The organism is Delftia sp. PE138 (assembly GCF_018320755.1).
Classification (GTDB): Bacteria; Pseudomonadota; Gammaproteobacteria; order Burkholderiales; family Burkholderiaceae_C; genus Comamonas; species Comamonas tsuruhatensis.
Genome location: NZ_JABEPN010000002.1, coordinates 528016 through 552406, shown reverse-complemented (window position 1 = coordinate 552406; position 24391 = coordinate 528016). Strand labels below are relative to the sequence as shown.

19 protein-coding genes are annotated in these 24391 nt (G+C 70.0%); 15 read left to right on the top strand and 4 right to left on the bottom strand.

From position 1 onward, the window contains the following. Positions 1-3: 3 nt before the first annotated feature. Complete coding sequence (locus HFGMBDPB_RS11450; protein WP_061287833.1) at positions 4-1263, bottom strand: branched-chain amino acid ABC transporter substrate-binding protein; 1260 nt, start codon at positions 1261-1263, stop codon at positions 4-6. A 467-nt stretch (positions 1264-1730) separates the two neighbouring features. On the opposite strand from HFGMBDPB_RS11450, the gene HFGMBDPB_RS11445 reads away from it, so the two are divergent. Then, a complete protein-coding gene (locus tag HFGMBDPB_RS11445; protein WP_016451402.1) occupies positions 1731-3737 on the top strand; it encodes a peptidase U32 family protein in 2007 nt (668 codons plus the stop codon). On the opposite strand, the gene HFGMBDPB_RS11440 is transcribed toward HFGMBDPB_RS11445, so the two are convergent. Both HFGMBDPB_RS11440 and HFGMBDPB_RS11435 read right to left on the bottom strand, forming a co-directional pair. After that, on the bottom strand, positions 3701-3982 hold the full coding sequence (locus tag HFGMBDPB_RS11440) for a hypothetical protein (protein WP_012206611.1): 282 nt from the start codon (positions 3980-3982) through the stop codon (positions 3701-3703). The genes HFGMBDPB_RS11445 and HFGMBDPB_RS11440 overlap by 37 nt on opposite strands. Before the next feature lie 10 nt (positions 3983-3992). After that, complete coding sequence (locus HFGMBDPB_RS11435) at positions 3993-6335, bottom strand: FdhF/YdeP family oxidoreductase (protein WP_016449221.1); 2343 nt, start codon at positions 6333-6335, stop codon at positions 3993-3995. Positions 6336-6463: 128 nt separating this feature from the next. Between HFGMBDPB_RS11435 and HFGMBDPB_RS11430 the strand changes: the two genes are divergently transcribed. After that, positions 6464-6922: a GNAT family N-acetyltransferase gene (locus HFGMBDPB_RS11430; protein WP_013801551.1), complete on the top strand. Its 459-nt coding sequence runs from the start codon at positions 6464-6466 to the stop codon at positions 6920-6922. A gap of 12 nt (positions 6923-6934) precedes the next feature. On the opposite strand, the gene HFGMBDPB_RS11425 is transcribed toward HFGMBDPB_RS11430, so the two are convergent. Continuing rightward, the gene (locus HFGMBDPB_RS11425; protein ID WP_212645415.1) at positions 6935-9697 is read right to left on the bottom strand and encodes a winged helix-turn-helix domain-containing protein; all 2763 of its coding nucleotides are present in this window, start codon (positions 9695-9697) and stop codon (positions 6935-6937) included. Between the two features lie 177 nt (positions 9698-9874). On the opposite strand from HFGMBDPB_RS11425, the gene HFGMBDPB_RS11420 reads away from it, so the two are divergent. The 13 genes from HFGMBDPB_RS11420 (at position 9875) to HFGMBDPB_RS11360 (ending at position 24384) form a co-directional block, all read left to right on the top strand. Then, positions 9875-10657 (top strand): SDR family NAD(P)-dependent oxidoreductase, encoded by a 783-nt coding sequence (locus HFGMBDPB_RS11420; protein WP_016449219.1) that lies wholly within the window; start codon positions 9875-9877, stop codon positions 10655-10657. Positions 10658-10791: 134 nt separating this feature from the next. After that, positions 10792-11976, top strand: coding sequence for an acetyl-CoA C-acetyltransferase (locus HFGMBDPB_RS11415; RefSeq protein ID WP_016451397.1), 1185 nt, complete (start codon positions 10792-10794; stop codon positions 11974-11976). Positions 11977-12045: 69 nt separating this feature from the next. After that, on the top strand, positions 12046-12870 hold the full coding sequence (locus HFGMBDPB_RS11410) for an ABC transporter ATP-binding protein (RefSeq protein ID WP_212645414.1): 825 nt from the start codon (positions 12046-12048) through the stop codon (positions 12868-12870). Then, positions 12854-13579, top strand: a complete 726-nt coding sequence (locus tag HFGMBDPB_RS11405; RefSeq protein ID WP_046240650.1) for an ABC transporter ATP-binding protein — start codon at positions 12854-12856, stop codon at positions 13577-13579. The genes HFGMBDPB_RS11410 and HFGMBDPB_RS11405 overlap by 17 nt, the downstream gene beginning before the upstream one ends. A gap of 5 nt (positions 13580-13584) precedes the next feature. Then, on the top strand, positions 13585-14457 hold the full coding sequence (locus HFGMBDPB_RS11400) for a branched-chain amino acid ABC transporter permease (protein ID WP_034363620.1): 873 nt from the start codon (positions 13585-13587) through the stop codon (positions 14455-14457). 130 nt (positions 14458-14587) lie between these two features. After that, positions 14588-15625 carry a branched-chain amino acid ABC transporter permease gene (locus HFGMBDPB_RS11395; protein ID WP_212645413.1) on the top strand — a complete coding sequence of 346 codons (1038 nt, stop codon included), beginning with the start codon at positions 14588-14590 and terminating at the stop codon, positions 15623-15625. Between the two features lie 29 nt (positions 15626-15654). Continuing rightward, positions 15655-16533, top strand: coding sequence for an enoyl-CoA hydratase-related protein (locus tag HFGMBDPB_RS11390; RefSeq protein ID WP_212645412.1), 879 nt, complete (start codon positions 15655-15657; stop codon positions 16531-16533). Between the two features lie 143 nt (positions 16534-16676). Then, positions 16677-17885 carry an ABC transporter substrate-binding protein gene (locus HFGMBDPB_RS11385; protein WP_212645411.1) on the top strand — a complete coding sequence of 403 codons (1209 nt, stop codon included), beginning with the start codon at positions 16677-16679 and terminating at the stop codon, positions 17883-17885. Between the two features lie 34 nt (positions 17886-17919). Continuing rightward, positions 17920-19575 carry a long-chain-fatty-acid--CoA ligase gene (locus HFGMBDPB_RS11380; RefSeq protein WP_047218397.1) on the top strand — a complete coding sequence of 552 codons (1656 nt, stop codon included), beginning with the start codon at positions 17920-17922 and terminating at the stop codon, positions 19573-19575. Between the two features lie 12 nt (positions 19576-19587). After that, entirely contained in the window at positions 19588-20670 is a 1083-nt protein-coding gene (locus HFGMBDPB_RS11375) for a CaiB/BaiF CoA transferase family protein (RefSeq protein ID WP_012206624.1), read from the top strand. Between the two features lie 9 nt (positions 20671-20679). After that, positions 20680-22242 (top strand): long-chain-fatty-acid--CoA ligase, encoded by a 1563-nt coding sequence (locus HFGMBDPB_RS11370; protein WP_016451389.1) that lies wholly within the window; start codon positions 20680-20682, stop codon positions 22240-22242. A 25-nt stretch (positions 22243-22267) separates the two neighbouring features. Further along, complete coding sequence (locus tag HFGMBDPB_RS11365; protein WP_047218395.1) at positions 22268-23416, top strand: acyl-CoA dehydrogenase family protein; 1149 nt, start codon at positions 22268-22270, stop codon at positions 23414-23416. Positions 23417-23493: 77 nt separating this feature from the next. Then, entirely contained in the window at positions 23494-24384 is an 891-nt protein-coding gene (locus HFGMBDPB_RS11360) for an SDR family oxidoreductase (protein ID WP_034363614.1), read from the top strand. The last annotated feature ends 7 nt before the right edge of the window (positions 24385-24391 follow it).

Below are 24391 nucleotides of genomic sequence, written 5' to 3'. Positions count from 1 at the left end.
GCGTCAGGGCAGCGCCTTGCGCACGCCCTGCGCGTAGTGGTACAGCGTGACCACCGGCGCCTGCAGCTCGCCCTGGGGCGTGAAGGCAATCGGCGCCGTCACGCCCTCATACCGGGTCTGGCGCAGATAGGGGATATAGGCATCGGGCCGGATGGAGTCGGCCCGCACCATGGCCTGGGCCAGCACCATGGTGGCATCGTAGGCGTAGGGGCTGAAGACCTGGTACTGGTCGGCAAAGCGCTGGTCATAGCGCTGCTTCCAGGCGGTGCCGCCCGGCATGCGCTCCAGCGGGCTGCCGCCCACGGCGCAGGTCACGTTGCGCAGCGGCGCCGCGTTGCCGGCCAGCTCGGGCAGGCGCAGCGTGCACTGGCCGTCGCCGCCCAGAAAGCGCACCTTGTCCATGGCCAGCTGGGCCATCTGCCTGAGCATGGGGCCGGCCTGGGCATCCAGGCCGCCGAAGAAGATGGCGTCGGGCTTCTTGCCCTTGATGGCCGTGAGGATGGGGACGAAGTCCGTGGACTTGTCGCCGGTGTACTGCTTGTCCACGATCTCGATGCCCTGCTCGCGCGCCTGGGCCTCGAACAGCGCCACGATGCCCTGGCCGTAGGCCGAGCGGTCATCGATGATGGCCACGCGCTTGACGCCCAGCTTGCCCACGGCGTGGGACACCAGCGCATCGACCATGGCGCGGTCGTCGGCGATCACGCGGTACGTGGTGTCATAGCCCGACTGAGTGATGGCCGGGTTGCTGGCCGCCGGCGTGACCATGACGATGCCGCAGTCCTGATAGATGGACGTGGCCGGCAGCGTGGTGCCCGACTGCAGGTGGCCGACCACGGCCGCCACCTTCTTGTCGCACAGGCGCCGGGCCAGGGCCACGGCCTGGCCGGGGTCGCCGCCGTCGTCGCCGGCCTCCAGCTTCCAGTGCAGCTTGCGCCCGCCGATCTCCAGGCCCTTGGCATTGAGATCGTCCAGGGCCATGCGCACGCCGTTTTCCTCATCCTTGCCCAGGCTGGCAATGGGGCCGGACACCGGCCCGGCATGGGCAATGCGCACCACCAGGGGCGCATCGGCTGCACCCGGTGCAGCGGGCGCAGCGGGTGCAGCGGCCGTACCGGGTGCAGCCGCCGCAGCGGAAGCCCCTGCCGCCTGCCCGTTGGCCGGGCCGCTTCCCGGCAGCGCCCAGGCCAGGCCGCCGCTGCCCAGCATGGCGCACAGCAGGGCCGGGCCGGCCCACGGGAAATGGCGAATCGAGGCGTGCATGGCAACTCCTGGAAAAAACGGTCAATCAGTGAAACGGCGCCTTGGCCAGCGAAATCCGCTGCGGCGTGGCCAGTCTGGCGCTGCCCGGCCGGTCAAGGACTGGCGCAGCGAAAGCGCACCAGGCAGAGGGCGGAGCAGGCACGGGCCAGGGTGTCCGGCATGGCGGCCCGGCCCGTGCAGTGCGCATCCTAAAGGATAGGCAAAAACCGGCGCTGCGCGTCCGGGCATCGGGCGCATACCCCCTGGCGCGCGTTTTTTCGGGGCTGCGGCGATAATGCTGCGCCTCACCGCAAGCGGGCTGCGAGGTTTTCGTCGCCGGACCGCCCCAAGACAAAAAGCGGCCCCCTTGGGGGGCAGCGGACCTTGCGCAGCAAGGGTAGCGTGGGGGCCAGTTTCCCCCGCATTGCGCCCGACGCCCGGCCCCCCCACGCCGGTGCGGGTACGAACACAGAACACCACAAAGCCCCATGTCCCTCCTGCCCCACCAGCTCGAACTCCTGTCTCCCGCGCGCGATGCCGACATCGGCATCGAGGCCGTGAACCATGGCGCCGACGCCGTCTACATCGGCGGCCCGGCCTTCGGCGCGCGCGCCACGGCGGGCAACGACATCCGCGACCTGCAGCGCCTGATCAACCACGCGCACCGCTTCGGCAGCCGCATCTTCATCACGCTCAACACCATCCTGCGAGACGATGAACTGGAGGCCGCGCGCAAGATGGCCTGGCAGATCTACGAGGCCGGTGCCGACGCGCTGATCATCCAGGACATGGGCCTGCTGGAGCTGGACCTGCCGCCCATCCAGCTGCACGCCAGCACCCAGACCGACATCCGCACCCCCGAGAAGGCCCGCTTCCTGCAGGATGCCGGCCTGTCGCAGATCGTCGTTGCGCGCGAGCTGGACCTGCAGCAGATCGCCGCCGTGCGTGCGGCCACCGACCCGGCGCGCACCACCATCGAATTCTTCGTGCACGGCGCGCTGTGCGTGGCCTACTCGGGCCAGTGCTACATCACCCACGCCCACACGGGCCGCAGCGCCAACCGCGGCGACTGCAACCAGGCCTGCCGCCTGCCCTACGAGGTGCTGGACGCCAGCGGCCGCATCATTGCCCACGAAAAGCACGTGCTGTCCATGAAGGACAACAACCAGAGCGACAACCTGCGCGCCCTGATCGACGCCGGCGTGCGCAGCTTCAAGATCGAGGGCCGCTACAAGGACATGGGCTATGTGAAGAACATCACGGCCCACTACCGCAAGCTGCTGGACGAAATCATCGAGGAGCGCGAATTCTCCGACACGCCGCTGGCGCGCTCGTCTTCAGGCAGCACCACGTTCAGCTTCACGCCCGACCCCGACCAGAACTTCAACCGCGAGTTCACCGACTACTTCGTCAACGGCCGCAAGGACGACATCGGCGCCTTCGACACGCCCAAGACACCAGGCCGCGCCATCGGCTGGGTCACCAAGGTGGGCGAGAACTTCGTGGAGATCGAGACCTCGAGCCGCGACACCGAACTGCACAACGGCGACGGCCTGTGCTACTACGACCTGCAAAAGGAACTGGTGGGCCTGCAGATCAACCGCGCCGAGTCGGTGGATGCGAAGAAGTCGCTGTGGCGCCTGTTCCCCAAGGACCCCATCGCCGGCTTCAAGGATCTGCGCAAGGGCCTGGAAGTCAACCGCAACCGCGACATGGCCTGGGTGCGCACGCTGGACAAGAAATCCAGCGACCGCCGCATCGGCCTGTGGGCCGAACTCAAGGAAACGCCCGACGGCTTTGCGCTCACGCTGACCGACGAGGACGGCTTCACCGCCACCGCCGCCATCGTGCAGGAACACCAGGCCGCCACCGACGCAGCCCGTGCCGAGGCCACGCTGCGCGAGCAGCTGGGCCGCTTCGGTGCCACCATCTTCTCCGTGCATGACATCGGCCTGCAACTGAGCCAGCCCTGGTTCGTGCCGGCCTCGGCCCTGAACCAGCTGCGCCGCGACGCCGTCGCCGCGCTGGAGGCCGCGCGCCAGGCCGGCTTCGTGCGCCTGCCGCGCGCCCTGCCCGTGGAGCCGCCCGTGCCCTTCCCCGAGGACACGCTGACCTACCTGGCCAACGTCTACAACCAGAAGGCGCACGACTTCTACATCAAGCACGGCGTCAAGGTCATCGACGCGGCCTACGAGAGCAAGGAAGAAGAAGGCGAAGTCAGCCTGATGATCACCAAGCATTGCGTGCGCTTTTCCATGAGCCTGTGCCCCAAGCAGGCCAAGGGCGTCATCGGCGTCAAGGGCACGATCAAGGCCGAGCCGCTGCAGCTGATCAACGGCAAGGAAAAACTCACGCTGCGCTTCGACTGCAAGCCCTGCGAAATGCACGTGGTGGGCAAGATGAAGCGCGCGGTGATCAACCAGCACGCCAAGGAAATGCAGGAGTTTCCGATGCAGTTCTACCGCACGCGTCCCGTGCCCTCGGCCAGCGCCTGACAGGCCTCGGCCTCCACCCACAAGCGCCCGCGCTCCGTCAGGGCCGCCAGCCACCGCCCCTCTTCCTGCTCCAGCCTGACCCAGCCCGGCCCCGGTGTGCCGGCAATGGGCGCATCGCCCATCAGCGCCAGGCAGCGCATGAGCACGCTGGCGCCCTGCCCCAGTCGCTTGCCCAGCCTGGGCAGGGACATGGGTGCGGGCTCGGTGGCCAATTCGCGCAGGATGGCGGCGGCCAGTTCTTCCATGCCTTGCACTTCAGGCCGCCATTTCTTCCAGCGCGGGAGACGGCACGGCAGGCAGCCGGTGCGCCACCAGCTGCACGGGAATGGACTTGGAGCTGGGCGTGCCCGCCACAATGGCCGTGGCCGACAGCGGCACCAGCGGATTGGTCTCCGGATAGTAGGCAGCGATGCAGCCGCGCGGAATGTCGTAGGCCACGAGCCTGAAGCGCTCGGCGCTGCGCTGCTGGCCGTCATCCCACACCGTCTGCAGGTCCACCCAGTCGCCCTCCTTCATGCCCAGGGCGCGGATGTCCTCGGCATGGATGAAGACCACGCGGCGCTGTCCGAAGACGCCGCGGTAGCGGTCGTCCATGCCGTAGATGGTGGTGTTGTACTGGTCGTGCGAGCGCGTGGTGAACAGCGTGAACACCGGCGATGCGCCGGGGCTGCGCGCGGCGCGTGCGCGGTGCACGGGCGTGTCGCGCGGCACGGCGTGCACGAAGAAGCCAGCCTTGCCCCGGGGCGTCTCCCAGATGCGCTCGCTTGCCGCATTGCGCAGCTTGAAGCCGCCCGGCACGGCGACGCGCGCGTTGAAGTCGTGGAAGTCGTCGAAGACCTGCTCGATCAGCTCGCGTATGCGTGCATAGTCGCCGGCCAGCTCCAGCCAGGGCACGGGCCGCTGCGCGCCCAGCGTGGCGGCCGCCAGGCGCGCGACGATGGCGATCTCGCTGAGCAGGTGCTCGGACGCAGGCGGGTTGATGCCGCTGGAGATATGGACCATGCCCATGGAGTCCTCCACCGTCACGCCCTGCGGGCCGCCGGCCTGCATGTCGATCTCGGTGCGGCCCAGGCAGGGCAGGATCAGCGCCTCGCGGCCGTGCACCAGGTGGCTGCGATTGAGCTTGGTGGTCACATGCACGGTCAGGTCGCAGCGGCGCAGAGCCTGCCAGGTGGCATGCGTGTCGGGCGTGGCCGCCGCGAAGTTGCCGCCCAGCGCGAAGAAGACCTTGCCCCTGCCTTCGAGCATGAGGCGGATGGACTCGACCACGTCCACGCCGTGGGCACGCGGCGGCTCGAAGCCGAAGACCTGCTGCAGCCGGTCCAGCAGCGCGGCCGGCGGCTTCTCCCAGATGCCCATGCTGCGGTCGCCCTGCACATTGCTGTGGCCGCGCACCGGGCAGGCGCCCGCACCCGGGCGGCCGATGTTGCCGCGCAGCAGCAGCAGGTTGACCAGCATCTGCACGGCGGCCACCGAATGCATGTGCTGCGTGATGCCCATGCCCCAGCAGACGATGGTGCTGCGGGCGGCGATGTAGACCTCGGCCGCCGTCTGCATCTGCGCGCGGCTCAGGCCGGACTCGGCCTCCAGCAGGCCCCAGTCCTCGGCACGCAGGTCCTCGGCCAGGGCCTCGAAGCCGGTCGTGTGTTCGGCGATGAAGGCATGGTCCAGCACGCCGCCGCACCCGTGCCCCAGTGCATCGTCCTGCGCGATCACATGCTTCATGATGCCCTTGACGGCCGCGATGTCGCCGCCCACGCGCAGCTGGAAGTAGTGCGTGCTGATGGGCGTGGCGCCCAGGGTGGCCATCTCCAGCTTGCTTTGCGGATCCTGGAAGCGCTCCAGCCCGCGCTCGCGCAGCGGGTTGAAGCTCAGGATGCGCGCGCCGCGCTTGTGGGCTGCGCGCAGTTCGCCCAGCATGCGCGGGTGGTTGGTGCCGGGGTTCTGGCCGAAGATGAAGATGGCATCGGCCTGCTCGAAATCGGCCAGCTGCACCGTGCCCTTGCCCACGCCGATCTGCGGCTTCATGCCGCTGCCGCTGGGCTCGTGGCACATGTTGGAGCAGTCGGGGAAATTGTTGGTGCCGTAGGCGCGCACGAACAGCTGGTACAGGAAGGCCGCCTCGTTGCTGGCGCGGCCCGAGGTGTAGAAGATGGCCTGGTTCGGGTCGGGCAGCGCGTTCAGGTGGCGGGCAATCAGCGCAAAGGCGTCGTCCCAGGCGATAGGCCGGTAGCGGTCGCTGGCCGCGTCGTACACCATGGGCTCGGTGAGCCGGCCCTGGTCTTCCAGCCAGAAATCGCTTTGCGCCATGAGCTCGGCCACCGTGTGCCGGGCAAAGAATTCGGGCGTCACGCGGCGCGCCGTGGCCTCGGCCGCCACGGCCTTGGCGCCGTTCTCGCAGAACTCGAAGGTGGAATGGTGGTTGCGGTCGGGCCAGGCGCAGCCCGGGCAGTCGAAGCCGTCGGGCTGGTTGGCCGACAGCAGGGTCTTGGCGCCCTTGACGGCGATATCCTGGCGCATCAGGGCCTGGCTCACGCTGCGCAGTGCGCCCCAGCCGCCGGCGGCCCCCTTGTAGAACTCGATCTTTTGTTCGGACATGGGCCGGGAGTGTTCCGCCTGTCCATGATCCAGGTCAAATCACATCTCCAAATGGAGAGATTCAGCAAAGATATGAGCACGGCATCCTTGCCCTGCGCCATGCTGGCAACCTCAGCCCCGGACCACCGATGAACTCCACAGCCATACACACCGCCATCCCCGAAGACGCCGCGCTGATCGCGCCGCTGTTCGATGCCTACCGCCAGTTCTACGAGCAACCTGCGGATGCCGACGCGGCGCTGGCCTTCATCACGGCGCGGCTGGAGCGCGGCGAATCCGTGATCCTGCTGGCCCGCCGACCGGACGGCAGCGCCCTGGGCTTTTGCCAGCTCTACCCCTCGTTCTGCTCGGTGCTGGCCGCGCCCATCTACGTGCTCTACGACCTCTTCGTGGTGCCCGATGCGCGCCGCCTGGGCGTGGGCCGCGCCCTGCTGCTGGCGGCCGAAGCCCATGCCCGCGCCACGGGCCATGCACGCATGGACCTGACCACGGCACGCAACAACCTGCGCGCCCAGGCGCTGTACGAGTCGCTGGGCTGGGTGCGTGACGAAGTGTTCCTGACCTATGCGCGCCATCTGCAGGCTTGAGACGCCAGCGGCCTAGCGCAGAACCCGCAGCTCCCGCGCCAGCGCCACGGCCTGGGTGCGGCTGCGCGCGCCCAGCTTGAGGTTGATGCTGCGCAGGTGGGTGCGCACCGTGCTGTCGGAGACGAAGAGCTTCTCGGCCATGGCCGCATTGGAGTAGCCCGAGGCCAGCAGTTCCAGCACGCGCAGCTCCTTGCGGGTCAGGGGCTCGGCAAGCGCCGTGGCCGGCGCCGGGCCCTGGGGCGCATCCGCTGCCTGCAGCTCGGGGGGATCGGCGGGCTCGGCAGGCTCGCCCAGGGCAGACAGCAGCCGCTGCGCATGGGCGGCCGCCTCCGGCTCCGCCGCTTCCGTGCGGCGCGACAGTGAGGACGACAGTGAAGGAGACAGTGAGGGCGACAGCACGCGCTGCAGCACAGGCGCGAGCAGCGGCCCCTCATCGAGCATCAGGCGCACAAAGCCTTCGCTGGCCCCGTGGCGCAGCGGCTGGGCCAGCATGGCGGCGGCGGCGTCCAAGTCGCCGCAGCCTGCCTCGGCCAGCGCGCACAGCACCTGCAGCTTGAGGCTGCGGTGGCGGCGCCCGCGCAGTTGCGCATCGGCCAGCAAGGGGGCGATGGCATCGCGCACGGCACGGCAGTCGCCAAAGTGCAGACCCCAGCGCAGCCGGGCGATGGCGATGTCCTCCACCTCGTGCGGCGGCAGGCGCAGGCGTTCCACGCGCGGCCATACGCCAGGGTCGTCGGCACGCTCCAGCGCCTCGGACGCGGCCGCCCGGTTGCCCTGCAGCACGAAGATGCGCGCATGTTCCAGCCGCGCGCTGGCCGTCACGCGGGGCAGCTGGCGCTCGTGCCCCAGGTATTCCAGTTCGGTGAGCAGGCCCACGGCGGCATCCACGTCGCCGCGCAGGAAGGCGATGCGCGCGCGCATGCGGTAGCTGGCGATCACGTGGTCGGGCAGGCCCACATCGCGTGCCAGCGGCAGGTAGACCTGCAGCAGGTGATCGGCGCCGTCGATGTCATTGCCCTCGTAGAGCACCCCCGCGTACAGGACGCCTGCCCAGGCATTGCCGTTGGTGGGGTTGTAGGCCGCGCTGCGCGGCGTGGCAGCCAGCGCCACCCTGAAACGCGCTGCCGCCTGGCGCAGCCGGCCGGCGGACAGGTCCAGCACGCCTTCCATGGCCTCGGTGTACATGCGGCTGAACAGGCTGCCGGCCTGGGTGCTGCGTGCCGCATCCAGCAGGCGGCGGGCCTCGTCGGTATCGCCCAGCACCGATGCCACGTAGGCCATGGCATTGGTCAGCGAGCTGTCCGCAAAGGGCCGGCAGCTGGGCAGGCGCGCCAGCGCCTCGCGGCCCAGGGGCGCAGCCTCTTCCACGCGGTCCATCATGGCCAGCAGCAGCGGCCGCAGGGCGATGACCAGGGCCTGCGCCGCAGGGTCGGCGGCCATGCCGGGCTCCAGCGCATCCAGCCACAGCTGTGCCTGCACGGGACCACGGGTGAAGCAGTCGGCATAGGCGGCGACGGCCTGCAGCAGCGGCTCGCGCGCCAGCAGCGGCGCCGGCAGGGCCGTGAACCAGCGCGACAGCAGGCGCATGCGGCCCTGCTCCATAAGCGCCTCGGCATGGCGCGCCAGCAGGGACAGGGCATGCGGCAGGTCGCCGCCTTCCAGCGCATGCTCGATGGCGGGCACGGGCCGGCCGCAGGATTCGTACCAGCCGCTGGCCGCCAGGTGCAGGCGCTGCACCTCGCCGGGGCGCTCGCGCTGCAGCTGGGCGCGAAGGAAGTCGGCAAACATGCTGTGGTAGCGCCAGCTGCGCCTGCCCTGCCCTTCCTCGGCCAGCGGCAGCAAGAACAGATGGGCCTGCTCCAGCGCCTGCAGCATGGCGGCGCCATCGGCGCGCGGCACCAGGGCCTGGCAGACCTGGGCATCCAGCGTGCGCAGGATGCTGGTGCGCAGCAAAAAATCGCGCACGGGCGCGGCCTGCTGGGCCAGCACGTCCTCGGCCAGGTAGTCGGCCACGGCACGCTCCGAGCCCGAGAAGCGCTCGATGAAATCGCTGTGCGCCCCATGCCGCTCCAGCGCCAGCGAGGCCAGCCACAGCGCGCCTATCCAGCCTTCGGTCTTGTCCACCAGGCGCGCCACGGCCTCGCGCGGCAGCGCGCAGCCGCGCAGGCGAAAGAACTCCTCGGCCTCGGCCGCTGAAAAGCGCAGCAGCGCCGCATCGATCTCGAGCAGCTGGCCGCTGGTGCGCAGCCGCCCCAGTCCCAGGGCCGGCAGCGCGCGCGAGCCTATGACCAGCCGGCCGTGCACGGGCAACTGCTCCATCAGCTGGCGCACCAGGCCCAGCACGGCATCGTTGTGCAGCACCTCGAAATCGTCGATGAACAGCGCAAACGACCGGCCTTCGCCGGCCAGCGACTGCAGCGCCCGGGACAGCTCGCCCGGCCCGTCCGCCTCGCGCTCGGCCATGCCGCCCAGGCCGCGCACGGCCGCACCCAGGCATTGCAGAAAGCGCGAGACATCGTTGTCGGCGGCATCCAGCGTGAGCCAGGCCGTGGCCTGCCCTTCGGCCTGCAGGCGCTCGCGCATCTGGCGCATGGCCGTGGTCTTGCCGAAGCCGGCCGGCGCACGCACCAGCACCACGCGGGCGCGCAGCGCCTCGGGCCAGCGCGCGGCCACCGCCAGGCGCGCCACCTGGGCTGCGGCCGCGCGCGGCGGGCTCAGCTTGGCCTGGGGCACATAGCCGGAACCGGGAGCAGGAATGGGCACTGGGGACGGCATGCGGGCGAGGAGCACATGGCAGGAGTGAAGGAGCGGGCACTTTCGTCGGTTTCGACGATGGCGGCAATGCGGGGTGATTCCTAGACTGGCCTGCAGATCATAGGCAGCGCAGCGCGCCCTGTCGCGAGCCAAGGCGACAGGGCGCGCGGCAAAGACTCTCACAAAGGAGACCCACACATGAAGCTTGACGCAAGCATCAGCGCCGTCGTCACGGGCGGGGCATCGGGCCTGGGCGCGGCCACCGCGCGCCGCCTGGCCGCCAGGGGCGTGCGCGTTGCCCTGTTCGACCTCAACGAGACGGCCGGGCAGGCGCTGGCGCGCGAGACAGGCGGCCTGTTCTGCCGCGTGGACGTGACCGACGAGGCCAGCGTGGACGCGGGCTTTTCCCAGGCCCGCGCGGCCCACGGGCAGGAGCGCATCCTGATCAACTGCGCGGGCACGGGCAATGCCGTCAAGACGGCCAGCCGCGACAAGGCCACAGGCGAGATCCGGCACCTGCCCGTGGCCAATTTCGACCGCATCATCCAGATCAACCTGGTGGGCACCTTCCGCTGCATCGCCAAGTCGGCCGCGGGCATGCTCACGCTGGAGCCGCTGGCCGACGGCGAGCGCGGCGCCATCGTCAACACGGCCTCGGTGGCGGCGCAGGACGGGCAGATGGGCCAGGCCAGCTACTCGGCCAGCAAGGCCGGCATCACGGGCATGACCCTGCCCATTGCGCGCGACCTCATGGGCGAGGGCATCCGCGTGAACACCATCCTGCCCGGCATCTTCGACACCCCGCTGCTGCAGGGCGCGCCCGACAACGTGAAGGCGGCGCTGGCCGCCTCCGTGCCCTTCCCCAAGCGGCTGGGCCAGCCCGACGAATACGCCCACCTGGCCGAGACCATGATCACCAACGGCTACTTCAACGGCGAGTGCGTGCGCCTGGACGGCGCCATCCGCATGGCGCCGCGCTAGGCGTACCGCCCAGGCACCACGGCAGGCACCGTCCCCGCGTTTTCCCTGGCCGGAATCGTCGCTTGCGACGATGCCCGGCCCGCGCCGGCCGGGCCACCATCCCCCCCAGGAATACAGGAACAGGAGACATATCCATGGCACAGGCATACATCGTCGCCGCCACGCGCACGGCGGGCGGCAAGCGCGGCGGAAAGCTCTCGGGCTGGCATCCGGCCGATCTCGCGGCCCAGGTGCTGGACGAGCTGGTGCGCCGCAGCCAGGCCGACCCGGCCCAGGTCGAGGACGTGATCATGGGCTGCGTCAGCCAGGTCGGCCAGCAGGCGACGAACGTGGCGCGCAACGCGGTGCTGGCCTCGTCCCTGCCCGAGTCCGTGCCGGGCACCACGGTGGACCGGCAGTGCGGGTCGTCCCAGCAGGCCCTGCATTTCGCGGCCCAGGCCGTGATGTCGGGCAGCATGGACATGGTGATCGCCGCAGGCGTGGAGAGCATGTCGCGCGTGCCCATGGGCACGCCCAACGCCCTGCCCGCCAAGTCCGGCCTGGGCGTGTACATGAGCCCGGCCATGCAGCAGCGCTATCCAGGCGTGGAGTTCAGCCAGTTCATGGGCGCCGAGATGATGGCCGGCAAGTACGGCCTGGCCAAGGACCAGCTGGACGCCTATGCGCTGCAAAGCCATGAGCGCGCCGTGCAGGCCGCGCGCGAGGGCCGCTTCGACCGCGAGATCCTGGCCGTGCAGGCGCGCAGCGCCGAAGGCGGTGCCGAGGGGGAAGGCCAGCCGCACACGGTGGACGAAGGCATACGCTTCAACGCCACGCTGGAAGGCATTGCCGGCGTCAAGACCATCCGCGAAGGCGGCTGCGTGACCGCCGCCACGGCCAGCCAGATCTGCGATGGCGCCAGCGGCGTCATGGTGGTCAGCGAGCGCGGCCTCAAGGCCCTGGGCGTGCAGCCGCTGGCGCGCATCCACCACATGAGCCTGCTCGGGCATGACCCGGTGATCATGCTGGAGGCCCCCATCCCCGCCACCCAGGCCGCGCTGAAGAAGGCCGGCATGCGCATCTCCGACATCGACCTGTACGAAGTCAACGAGGCCTTTGCCCCCGTGCCCCTGGCCTGGCTGCAGGCCACGGGCGCCGATCCGGCGCGGCTCAACGTCAACGGCGGCGCCATTGCGCTTGGCCATCCGCTAGGCGCCTCGGGCACCAAGCTCATGGCCACGCTGATCCACGCCCTGCATGCGCGCGGCGGGCGCTACGGCCTGCAGACCATGTGCGAGGGCGGCGGCATGGCCAACGTCACCATCATCGAGCGCCTGTAGGCGCCGCCATGCCACCGTGCGGCCGGCGCCGCCCGCGCCGGTCGCCCACCATCGGGGGGAGGGAAAGCCATGAGCCAGGACTCGCAGCCCCTGCTGCGCATCGAAGGCGTTTCGCTGCGCTTCGGCGGCATCGTCGCGCTGGACGGCGTGAGTTTCGATGTTGCGGCAGGCCAGATCTGCGGCCTCATCGGCCCCAACGGCGCAGGCAAGAGCAGCCTGTTCAACTGCCTGTCGCGGCTGTATGCCTGGCAGGCCGGCCACATCCGCTTTCGCGGCCAGCCGCTGGCCACGCTGGCGCGCCACCGCATGGCCGCGCTGGGCATGGGCCGTACCTTCCAGAACCTGGCCCTGTTTTCCAGCATGACGGTGGCCGACAACGTGCGCCTGGGCACGCACAGCCACCAGCACGCCGGCTTTGTGCGCGACGCCCTGCGCCTGCCCGGCGTGCGCCGGCGCGAGGCAGAAGCCCGCGCCCAGGCGCAATCGCTGATGGCCCTGCTGGAGCTGACGGGCGTGGCAGAGCGCCGCGTGGCCGACCTGCCCTTCGGCACGCAAAAGCGCGTGGAGCTGGCGCGCGCCCTGGCCTGCCGCCCGCAGTTGCTGCTGCTGGACGAGCCGGCCTGCGGCCTCAACCATGAGGAGCTGGCCGGCCTGGGCGACCTGATCCTGTCGCTGCGCGACCGGCTGGGGCTGACCGTGCTGCTGGTGGAGCACCACATGGGCCTGGTCATGCGCGTGAGCGACAAGGTCGTGGCGCTGAACTTCGGCCGCAAGATCGCCGAGGGCACGCCGGGCGAGGTCCGCGCCCATGCCGAAGTCATCCGCGCCTACCTGGGCTCGGACATGCAGCCGCAGGATCAGGACAGGGAGGTGGCGCATGGCGGCACTGCTTGAAATCCGCGGACTGCATGCGGCCTACGGGTCGGTGCGCGTGCTGAACGGCATCGACATGGACCTGGCCGAAGGCCGCGTCACGGCCCTGCTGGGCGCCAATGGCGCGGGCAAGACCACCACGCTGCGCGCCATCTGCCGCCACCTCGTGGACACGCGCGGCGAGGTGCGCCTGGCCGGCGAACGCATAGACCGGCACAGCACCGAGCGCATCGCGCGCCAGGGCGTGGGCCATGTGCCCGACGGGCGCGGCACCTTCGCCCAGCTCAGCGCCGAGGAGAACCTGCGCCTGGGCGCGCAGGCCCGGCCCACGCGCGCTGCCCGTGCAGACGTGGGCAGCGATATGGAGCGCATGTTCGGCTACTTCCCCCGCCTGCGCGAGCGCCGCACCCAGCAGGCCGGCACGCTGTCGGGCGGCGAGCAGCAGATGCTGGCCATTGCCCGCGCCCTCATGGGCCGCCCGCGCCTGCTGCTGCTGGACGAGCCCTCCTTCGGCCTGGCGCCGCTGGTGGTGCGCGACATCTTCGGCATCCTGCGGCGCATCAACGCCGAGCAGGGCACGACCGTCCTGCTGGTGGAGCAGAACGCGCGCCTGGCGCTGGAGCTGGCGCACAGCGCCTACCTGCTGGAGACCGGTCGCATCGTGCTGCACGGCCCCAGCGAAGCCATGCGCCGCAACGATGCGGTACGCCAGGCCTATCTCGGGGAGTAGCGGCCATGGACGCCTTCATCCACCAGTTGCTGGCCGGCCTGGCCACGGGCGGCATCTACGCCACCGTGGCGCTGGCCCTGGTCATGATCTACCAGGCCACGCACCACATCAATTTCGCGCAGGGCGAGATGGCCATGTTCTCCACCTTCATCGCCTGGGCGCTGCTGCAGGCGGGGCTGCCGTACTGGTGGGCCTTCCTGGCCACGGTGGCGCTGTCCTTCGTGCTGGGCGCGGCCGTGGAGTTCGCCATCATCCGCCCCATGCACAAGGCGGCGGACCTGGCCCAGGTGGTGGTCTTCATCGGCCTGCTGATCGTCTTCCACAGCCTGGCCGGCTGGATCTTCGGCTACACCATCAAGGAGTTCCCCAGCCCGTTCCCGGCCGACGCCTGGTACGGCAGCGCCCTGATGTCGGCCCATGAGGTGGGCACCATCTTCGTGGCGCTGTCCATCGTGGCCCTGCTGTTTGCCTTCTTCCGGCTCACGCCGCTGGGGCTGGCCATGCGCGCGGCCGCGCAGAACCCAGCCTCCTCGCGCCTGGTGGGCATCTCCGTGGGGCGCATGCTGATGCTGGGCTGGGGCCTGGCCGGCGCCATCGGCGCGGTGGCCGGGATGATGGTGGCGCCCGTGGTTTTCCTTGATCCGCACATGATGAGCGGCGTGCTGCTGTACGCCTTTGCGGGCGCGCTGCTGGGCGGCATCGACAGCCCCGCGGGCGCCGTGCTGGGCGGCTTCATCGTGGGCGTGCTTGAAAACCTCGTGGGCAGCTACGTCGTTGGCACCGAACTCAAGCTCTCGGTGGCCCTGGTACTGATCGTGGGCGTGCTCATCGTGCGGCCGGCCGGGCTGATGGGCCGCAAGGTCGTCAGGAGGGTTTGAACAATGTCCCCCCTGAGCGGCTACGCCGCTTCCCGTTGCACGGCGCCCCCTCTCTCGCTACGCGGGAGGGGGACGACACCCTCGCTTTTGGGCCACGCCAGTTTTGTGCCAAACGCCCTGGAGAACAATGATGTCCACACGATCCGCCTCCTCGTCTGACGCGCTGGTCGCCTCCATCAGCGCGCGCCGCCCCCTGCCCCTGGGCACGGTACTGATCGCGGCGCTGGCGCTGGCGGCCTGCTCGCTGGTCTTCGTGGCCAAGGGCTACCAGTTGTTCCAGGCCACCATGGTGCTGGCCTATGCCGTGGCCCTGGTGGGGCTGAACATCCTCACGGGCTACAGCGGCCAGATCTCGCTGGGCCATGGCGCCTTCTTCGCCATAGGCGCCTATGCGGCCGGCATCCTGATGGACCGCGCGGGCCTGGCCTACTGGCTTGCCGTGCCTGCAGCGGGCCTGGTGAGCCTGGCGGCGGGCCACCTGTTCGGGCGGCCCGCGCTCAGGCTGGAAGGGCTGTACCTGGCGCTGGCCACCTTTGCGCTGGGCGTGGCCATGCCCCAGCTGCTCAAGTACCGCCACCTGGAAGCCTGGACGGGCGGCGTGGGCGGCATCGTGCTGACCAAGCCCGAGGCGCCCTGGGGCCTGCCGCTGGATGCCGACCAGTGGTTCTACCTCTATGCATTGGCCGTGGCGGCGCTGCTGTTCTGGATGGCGCGCAACCTCATAGACAGCGGCAGCGGCCTGGCGCTGCGCGCCATCCGCGACCACGCCATGGCGGCCGAGGCCATGGGCGTGGACAACGCGCACTGCAAGTCCATGGCCTTTGCGATTTCGGCCGGCTACACGGGCGTGGGCGGCGCGCTGTCGGCCATTGCCGTGCAGTTCGTGGCGCCCGACTCCTTCACCATGTTCCTGTCCATTTCGCTGCTGGTGGGCGTGGTGGTGGGCGGCGTGGGAACGCTGTGGGGCGCGCTGTTCGGCGCCCTGTTCATCATGTTCATCCCGGGGCTGGCCGAGCAGGTGTCCAAGGCCGCGCCCTGGGCCGTCTACGGCACCGTGCTCATCGTCTTCATGTTCGCCATGCCCGGCGGCGTGATGGGCCTGCTGCACCGACTGGGCCGACCGGGCCGGCCGGGCATGCACCTGCCCCGGCAGCGGCCGCGCACCTGACTTTCCATCCCCACCCACAGGAGTCCCCCATGAATTCCAGTCCGGCCGTCCGCATGGAACGCCACGGCAACAACGGCGACAGCGGCAACAACGGCGAGATCGCACTCATCGTCCTCCAGGACAGCGCCCGCATGAATCCGCTGGGCAGGCCCTTGCAGCTGCGGCTGCGCGAACTGCTGGCCGAGGTGCGCGAGGACAGCTCCCTCCGCGCCCTGGTGCTCACCGCCGAGGGCCGGGGCTTTTGCGTGGGAGCGGACCTGTCGTCCATGGGCGGCGCACAAGGCGGGGCACAAGGTGGGGCACAAGGCGGGGCCCAGGCCGATGGCCGCACGCTGGGCGAGCAGACGGCCGACAACATGCAGCAGCTGTCCAACCGCCTCATCCTGGACCTGCAGCAGTTGCCCGTGCCCGTGGTCTGCGCCATCAACGGCGCGGCAGCCGGGGCCGGCGTGGGCCTGGCACTGGCCGGCGACGTGGCGTTGGCGGCGCGCTCGGCCTACTTCTACCTGCCTTTCCTGCCGCGCCTGGGCATCGTGCCGGACCTGGGCACCACCTGGTTCATCGAGCGCCGGCTGGGCCGTGCGCGCGCCCTGGGCCTGTCCCTGCTGGGCGACAGGCTGGGCGCGCAGCAGGCTGCCGACTGGGGCCTGGTCTGGGCCTGCGTGGACGACGAGGCCCTGCGCGAGCAGGCCCTGGCCGCGGCCGCCCGCCTGGCGCGGCTGCCGGCCGGTGCCGTGCTGGAAGCCCGCCGCGCGCTGGACCACGCAGCCGCTTCCACGCTGGAGCAGCAGCTTCACTACGAGGCTGAACGCCAGCGCGAGCTGGTGGGCGCGCCGGCCTTCATGGAAGGCGTGCAGGCCTTCATGCAAAAGCGCGAGCCCGTGTTCGCGCCCCGCCAGCCGGGCTGAGCGCCACACCTTCCCGACGCACCTTGCTGCGCCCGCACATGCATTCGTCGGAATCGACGATGGGCGCGCGCCGGGCCGGTTCCTACCATGGACCGGCCACCACAAGAAAAGCGGGCACGGCGCCCGCAAGCCAGGAGACCACCATGCGCAACCCCTTCGCCCGCGGCCCCCGGGCCCTGATCGCCTGCCTGGCGCTGGTCCTGCCGGCCATCACCCAGGTGCCAGCCCAGGCCCAGAAGAAGTACGACACCGGCGCCAGCGACACCGAGATCCGCATCGGCAACTTCGTGCCCTACTCAGGTCCCGTGTCGGCCTATGGAACCATAGGCAAGACCCATGCGGCCTACTTCGCCAAGATCAACGCCGAAGGCGGCATCAACGGCCGCAAGATCACCTACCTCTCGGCCGACGACGCCTACAACCCCGCCCAGAGCGTGGAGCAGACGCGCAAGCTGGTCGAGCGCGACGGCGTGCTGCTGATGTTCGGCGCGCTGGGCACCTCGCACAACCAGGCCGTGCATCGCTACATGAACCAGCGCAAGGTGCCCCAGCTGTTCGTCTCCACGGGCGCCACGCGCTGGGGCGATCCGAAGAACTTCCCCTGGACCATGGGCTGGCAGCCCACCTACCAGCTCGAAGGCCGCACCTTCGCCCAGCACATCCTGGCCACGCGGCCCCAGGCCAAGGTGGCCGTCCTGATGCAGAACGACGACTTCGGCAAGGACTACCTCAAGGGCGTGCTCGACGGCTTTGGCGAGCAGGCCAAGCAGCGCATCGTCGTGCAGCAGACCTACGAGGTCGGCGACCCCACGGTGGACAGCCAGATGGTGGCGCTCAAGGGCTCGGGGGCGGACACCTTCATCAACATCAGCACGCCCAAGTTCGCGGCCCAGTCCATACGCAAGGCCGCCGACATCGGCTGGAAGCCTGCGCACTACCTGGTCAGCGTCTCGCTGTCCATCAGCTCGGTGCTCAAGCCCGCTGGCCTGGACAACGCGCGCGGCGTGATGACGGCCAGCTACCTGCGCGAGCCCTCGGCCCCCTCCAACCAGGGCACGCCCGAGCTGGCGGGCTACCTGGCCTTCATGAAGCAGTTCTACCCGGCCGGCGACCCCAACGATTCGCTCAACGTCATCGGCTACTCCCAGGCCCAGACCCTGGTGCAGGTGCTCAGGCAGGCCGGCGACGAGCTCACGCGCGCCAACATCATGAAGCAGGCCGCCAGCCTGAAGATGGACCTGCCCATGCTCTACCCGGGCATCAGCCTGCAGACCGGTGCGGACGATTTCTTCCCCATCAAGAAGATGCAGCTCGTGCGCTTCGACGGCAGCCGCTACGCGCCCGTGCAATGACCCCGGCCATCAGGACAACGACAGGAGACACCCCATGCCCGCCTTGCAAGGACTGATGCAGGACCGCCCGCTCATGATCTCGTCGCTGATCGAGCATGCGGCGCGCTTTCACCCGCACACCGAGATCGTCTCGCGCCTGCCGGAAACCCGGGACGGTGGCCTGCACCGCACCGACTGGGCCGGCATGCGCCGCGCCTCCTGCCAGGTGGCCAACGCCCTGCAGTCGCTGGGCGTGCAGCCTGGCGAACGCGTGGGCACGCTGGCCTGGAACAGCTGGCGCCACCTGGCGCTGTACTTCGGCGTCTCGGGCAGCGGCGCGGTGCTGCACACCATCAACCCGCGCCTGTTTCCCGAGCAGATCGAATACATCGCCAACCATGCCGAGGACCGGGTGCTGTTCTTCGACGTGACCTTCGCGCCGCTGGTGGAAAAGCTCGCACCGCATCTGAAGACCGTCACCACCTATGTCTGCATGAGTTCGCGTGAGCACATGCCCGCGCTGGACCTTCCCGGCCTGCACTGCTGGGACGAGCTGGTGGGCAACCAGAGCGAGGACTTCGAGTGGCCCGAGTTCGACGAGCGCACGGCCTCGTCGCTGTGCTACACCTCGGGCACCACGGGCCACCCCAAGGGCGTGCTGTACTCGCACCGCTCCACCGTGCTGCACACGCTGATGGAGCTGGCGCCCGACACCTTCGGCCTGAACGCGCGCGAGACCGTGATGCTCATCGTGCCCATGTTCCATGCCAACGCCTGGGGCACGCCCTATGCGGCGGCCATGGCCGGCGCACGGCTGGTGCTGCCCGGCCCCCACCTGGACGGCCAGAGCGTCTACGAGCTCATGCGCGACGAGAAGGTCACCTTCTCCCAGGGCGTGCCCACCGTGTGGCTGATGCTGTTCCAGTACCTGGATGCGCATCCCGACATCGACCCGCGCGCGCTGGGCGTCAAGAGCATAGGCATCGGCGGCGCGGCCGTGCCGCGCGCCATGCTGGAGCGCTTCGAGAACCAGTTCGGCGCCCAGGTCGTGCAGGGCTGGGGCATGACCGAGACCAGCCCCATCGGCGTGGTCAGCAAGCTGCTGCCCCGGCACGACGCGCTGTCGGGCGAGGAACTGGTCAAGGTCAAGCTCAAGCAGGGGCGCGGCGTCTGGGGCGTGGACCTCAAGATCGTGGACGACGACGGCCGGCCCCAGCCCTGGGACGGCCAGGCCCGGGGACACCTGCGCGTGCGCGGCCCCTGGATCGCCAGCGGCTACTTCAAGGGCGAAGGCGGCTCGCCCGTCGATGAGGAAGGCTTCTTCACCACGGGCGACGTGGCCACCATCGATGCCGACGGCTTCCTGCAGCTGGTGGACCGCGCCAAGGACGTGATCAAGTCGGGCGGCGAGTGGATTTCCTCCATCGACGTTGAGAACGCCGCCATGGGCCATCCCGGCGTGGCCGAGGCCGCCATCATCGGCGTGGCCCATCCCAAGTGGCAGGAGCGGCCGCTGCTGCTGGTGGTGCCGCGCGCAGGCCACAGCGTCAGCCGCGAGTCCATGCTCGACTTCCTGTCCACGCGCATCGCCAAATGGTGGCTGCCCGACGATGTGCTGCAGGTGGCCGAGCTGCCGCACACGGCCACGGGAAAACTGCTAAAGACCAAGCTGCGCGAGCAGTACAAGAACCATCCACTGCCCACGGCCTGAAAGGAGACCTCCATGCCAGGACCGCTTGAAGGCGTGCGCGTTGTCGAGTTCGCGGGCCTGGGCCCGGGGCCGTTCTGCGCCATGCTGCTGGCCGACATGGGTGCCGAGGTGCTGCGCATCGCGCGGCCCGGCACGCCGGTCGATGCACAGGACATCACCACGCGCAGCCGCAGCCAGGTCGAGATCGACCTGCGCGGCGAGGAAGGCCAGGCCTCGGCCCTGGCGCTGATCGCACGCGCCGATCTGCTGATCGAGGGCTTTCGGCCCGGCGTGATGGAGCGCCTGGGCCTGGGGCCCGAGCCCTGCCTGGCGCGCAACCCGCGCCTGGTCTACGGCCGCATGACGGGCTGGGGCCAGCACGGGCCGCTGGCGCATGCGGCGGGGCATGACATCAACTACATCGCCATCTCCGGCGCGCTGCACGCCATCGGCCGCGCGGGCGAGGCTCCCGTGCCGCCGCTCAACTACGTGGGCGACTTCGGCGGCGGCGGCATGCTGCTGGCCGTGGGCCTGCTGGCCGCCCTGCACGAGGCCGGGCGCAGCGGCCGGGGCCAGGTCATCGACGCGGCCATGACCGATGGCACGGCCCTGCTGTCGGCCTTCATGTACGGCTTCAAGGCCAAGGGCCAGTGGAGCAACCAGCGCGGAGAGAACCTGCTGGACGGCGGCGCGCACTTCTATGACACCTATGCCTGCGCCGACGGCAAATACATCGCCATAGGCGCCATCGAGCCGCAGTTCTACGCCGAGCTGCGCCAGCGCTGCGGCATACAGGACCCGCTGTTCGACGCGCAGCTGGACGCCGCGCGCTGGCCCCTGCTCAAGCTGCGCCTGGCCGACGTGTTCCGCACGCGCACGCGCCAGCAGTGGTGCGAGCTGCTGGAAGGCAGCGATGCCTGCTTCGCGCCCGTGCTCGACTGGGACGAGGCGCCCCAGCACGCCCACAACCGCGCGCGCGCCACGTTCACCGAGGCCGGCGGCGTGCTCCAGCCCGCGCCGGCGCCGCGCTTTTCGCGCAGCGTGCCCGAGCAGCCCCGCCCCCCGCGCGCCGCCAGCCTGCAGGACACGCTGGCCGCCTGGAATGCCCGCTCCTGAGGAAACCCCATGCCCATGTATCTCACCCAGGCCATCCACAAGGGCCGCCGCGAAAGGGCCGGCGCCACGGCAGCCATCTGCGGCGCAGAGCAGGCCAGCTGGTCGCAGCTTGCGCAGCGCATCGAACGCTGCGCCGGCCTGCTGCGAGCGCTGGACGTGGCGCCCGGCGACCGCGTCGGCATGATGGGCCTGAACTCCATCCGCTACCTTGAATACTTCTATGGCTGCTGGTGGGCAGGCGCCGCGGTCAACCCCGTCAACATCCGCTGGAGCGCGCACGAGGTGGCCTACTCGCTGGACGACTGCGACACGCGCGTGCTCTTCGTGGACGATGCCTTCGCGCCCCTGGTGCCCCGGCTGCGCGAGCTGTCCTCCAGCCTGCGCACCGTGGTGTTCTGCGGCACGGGCGCCGCGCCCGAAGGCGCGCTGCACTACGAGCAATTGCTGGCCGCCGCCACGCCCTGCGCCGACGCGCTGCGCAGCGGCAACGACCTGGCCGCCGTGATGTATACGGGCGGCACCACGGGCCGGCCCAAGGGGGTGATGCTCAGCCACGACAACCTGTTCATCAACGCCCTGTCCAATGCCAGCAACGTGCCGCGCCAGCATGTGAAGGTGGGCATGGTGGTCACGCCCATGTTCCATGTGGCCGGCTGCGGCCTGGCCCTGCTCATGGCCCAGCGCCTGGTTCCCCAGGTCATCGTGCCGGCCTTCGACGAGCTGGCCATCCTCGCCGGCGTGCAGCAGCACGGCGTGAACGAGCTGTTCCTGGTGCCCACCATGATCCGCCGGCTGATCGAGCATCCGCGCATGGCCGAATTCGACCTGTCCAGCCTGCGCCTCATGCTCTATGGCGCGGCGCCCATAGACGCCAGCCTGCTGGAGCGCGCCATGCAGGCATTGCCCGGCGCCGACTTCGCCCAGGCCTACGGCATGACCGAGCTGTCGCCCACCATCGTGTCCATGGGCCCGGCCGAGCACCGTCCCGGCCCGCAGCGCGAGCGCCTGCTGCGCGCGGCCGGCCGGCCCGTGACCATTGCCGAGGTGCGCATCGTCGATGGCGAGGGCCGCGAGCTGCCGCCCGGCGAGGTGGGCGAGATCACGGCACGCGGCCCCATGGTCATGCAGGGCTACTGGAACAGGCCCGCCGAGACGGCCGCCGCGCTCAAGGACGGCTGGATGCACACGGGCGACATGGGCCGGCTGGATGCCGACGGCTACCTCTTCGTCGTGGACCGGCTCAAGGACATGATCGTCAGCGGCGGCGAGAACGTGTACTCGGCCGAGGTCGAGAACGCCATCGCCCAGCTGCCCCAGGTCGCCATGTGCGCCGTCATCGGCGTGCCCGACGAACGCTGGGGCGAGCGCGTGCACGCCGTGATCGTCGCGCGCGAGGGCCAGCCGCTGACCGAGGCCGAGGTCATCGCCCACTGCCGCGAACGCATCGCGGGCTACAAGTGCCCGCGCTCGGTGGAGTTCCGCAGCGAGCTGCCGCTGTCGGCCGCGGGCAAGCTGCAGAAATTCCAGCTGCGCGAACCCTACTGGCAGGGCCGCGAACGCCGCATCAACTGAACCCCTCAATCCACCGGTCCAAGCCATGCCACTGCAACTGACACGCTCCTGGAGCACCCCCGAACTGGAAAGCCTGCGCGCCACCGCCGTGCGCTTTCTGGAAACCGAAATGCAGCCGCAGGACGAAGCCGCACGCCAGCGCGGCAACGTGGGCCATGCCATCTGGCGCCGCGCCGGCGAGCTGGGCCTGCTGTGCACCGACATCCCCGAGGACTACGGCGGCGGCGGCGGCGACTTCCGCCACGAGGCCGTGATCCACGAGGAGATGGCGCGCCGCGCCCTCTCGGGCATGAGCAACTCCGTGCATTCCATCGTGGCCCACTACCTGCTCAACCACGGCACCGAGGCGCAAAAGCGCAAGTACCTGCCCGCCATGGCGCGCGGCGAACTGGTGGGCGCCATCGCCATGACCGAGCCCGGCGCGGGCTCGGACCTGCAGGGCGTGCGCACGCGCGCAGAACTCAGGGACGGCCGCTACCGCATCAACGGCAGCAAGACCTTCATCACCAACGGCCTGCTGGCCGGCCTGATCCTCGTGGTCTGCAAGACCGACCCGGCCCAGGGCGCGCGCGGCACCTCCATCCTCATCGTGGAGACCCGGGACTGCGCGGGCTTTCGCGTGGGCCGCGTGCTCGACAAGATGGGCATGAAGGCCCAGGACACCTCGGAGCTTTTCTTCGACGACGTGACCGTGCCGCAGGACGCGCTGCTGGGCGGGCGCGAAGGCCAGGGCTTCTACCAGCTCATGGGCGACCTGCCCTACGAACGCCTGATCATCGGCCTGGCCGCCCTGGCCTGCATGGAAGGCGCCTATGAGGCCACGCTGGCCTACGTGCGCGAGCGCCGCGCCTTCGGCCAGGCCATTGCCGACATGCAGAACACCCGGTTCAAGCTCGCCGAGGTGGCCACCACGCTGACCGTGGGCCGCGCCTTCATCGACCGCTGCGTGGAGCAGCTGGTGGCCGGCACGCTGGACACGGCCACGGCCTCCATGGCCAAACTCTGGGGCTCGGAAGCTCAGGGCCGCGTGCTCGACGAACTCGTGCAGCTGCATGGCGGCTACGGCTACATGAACGAATACATGGTCACGCGCATGTACGCCGATGCGCGCGTGCAGCGCATCTACGGCGGCACCAGCGAAATCATGAAGGAAGTGATCTCGCGCGCGCTCTGACGCTCCGATCCCCTGGCGGTGCCAAGCGCTGCCGCAGTCCCCCTATCCCTTCCCTGGCAGCACAGGAGACAGCAGCCATGACCCTCGACGACCTCATCTACAAGCCCGGCCTGCTCCAGGGCGAACGCATCCTCGTCACCGGCGGCGGCACCGGCCTGGGCCGTGTCATGGCCGAGGCGTTTCTCATGCTGGGCGCCGACATCCACCTGTGCGGCCGGCGCGGCGCCGTGGTCGAGCAGACAGCGCAGGAGCTGATGCAGCAGCACGGCGGCCGGGCCACGGGCCATGCCTGCGACGTGCGCCAGCCCGAGGCCGTGGAGCAGATGATCGAGGCCATCTGGGCCGACGGCGGCGCGCTCACGGGCCTGGTCAACAACGCGGCCGGCAACTTCGTGAGCCGCACCGAGGACCTGTCCATGCGCGCCTTCGACGCCGTGGCCAACATCGTCATGCGCGGCAGCTTCAACCTCACGCTGGAGTGCGGCCGCCGCTGGCTGGCCGAGGGCCGCAAGGCCAGCGTGCTGTCCATCCTCACCACCTGGGTCTGGAACGGCTCGGCCTTCACCGTGCCCTCGGCCATGGCCAAGTCGGGCGTGCATGCCATGACGCAGTCGCTGGCCGTGGAATGGGGCAACCGGGGCATACGCTTCAACGCCATCGCGCCGGGCCTGTTTCCCACCGAAGGCATGAGCGCGCGGCTGAACCCGCAGGGCGGCGAGCATGTGCGCGCCGACAACCCCATGGGCCGCAACGGCCGCATGCCCGAGCTGGCCAACCTGGCCGTCTTCCTCATGAGCCGCCAGGCCGAGTACCTGACGGGACAGACCATCGCCATAGACGGCGGACAATACCAGGCGACGGGCGGCAACTTCGCCGGGCTGGCCAGCTGGAGCGACCAGGACTGGGCGAATGCGCGCAGCGCCATCGAATCGCGCAACGCGGCCGACCGCCAGCAAAGAACCGCATAGCAACAAG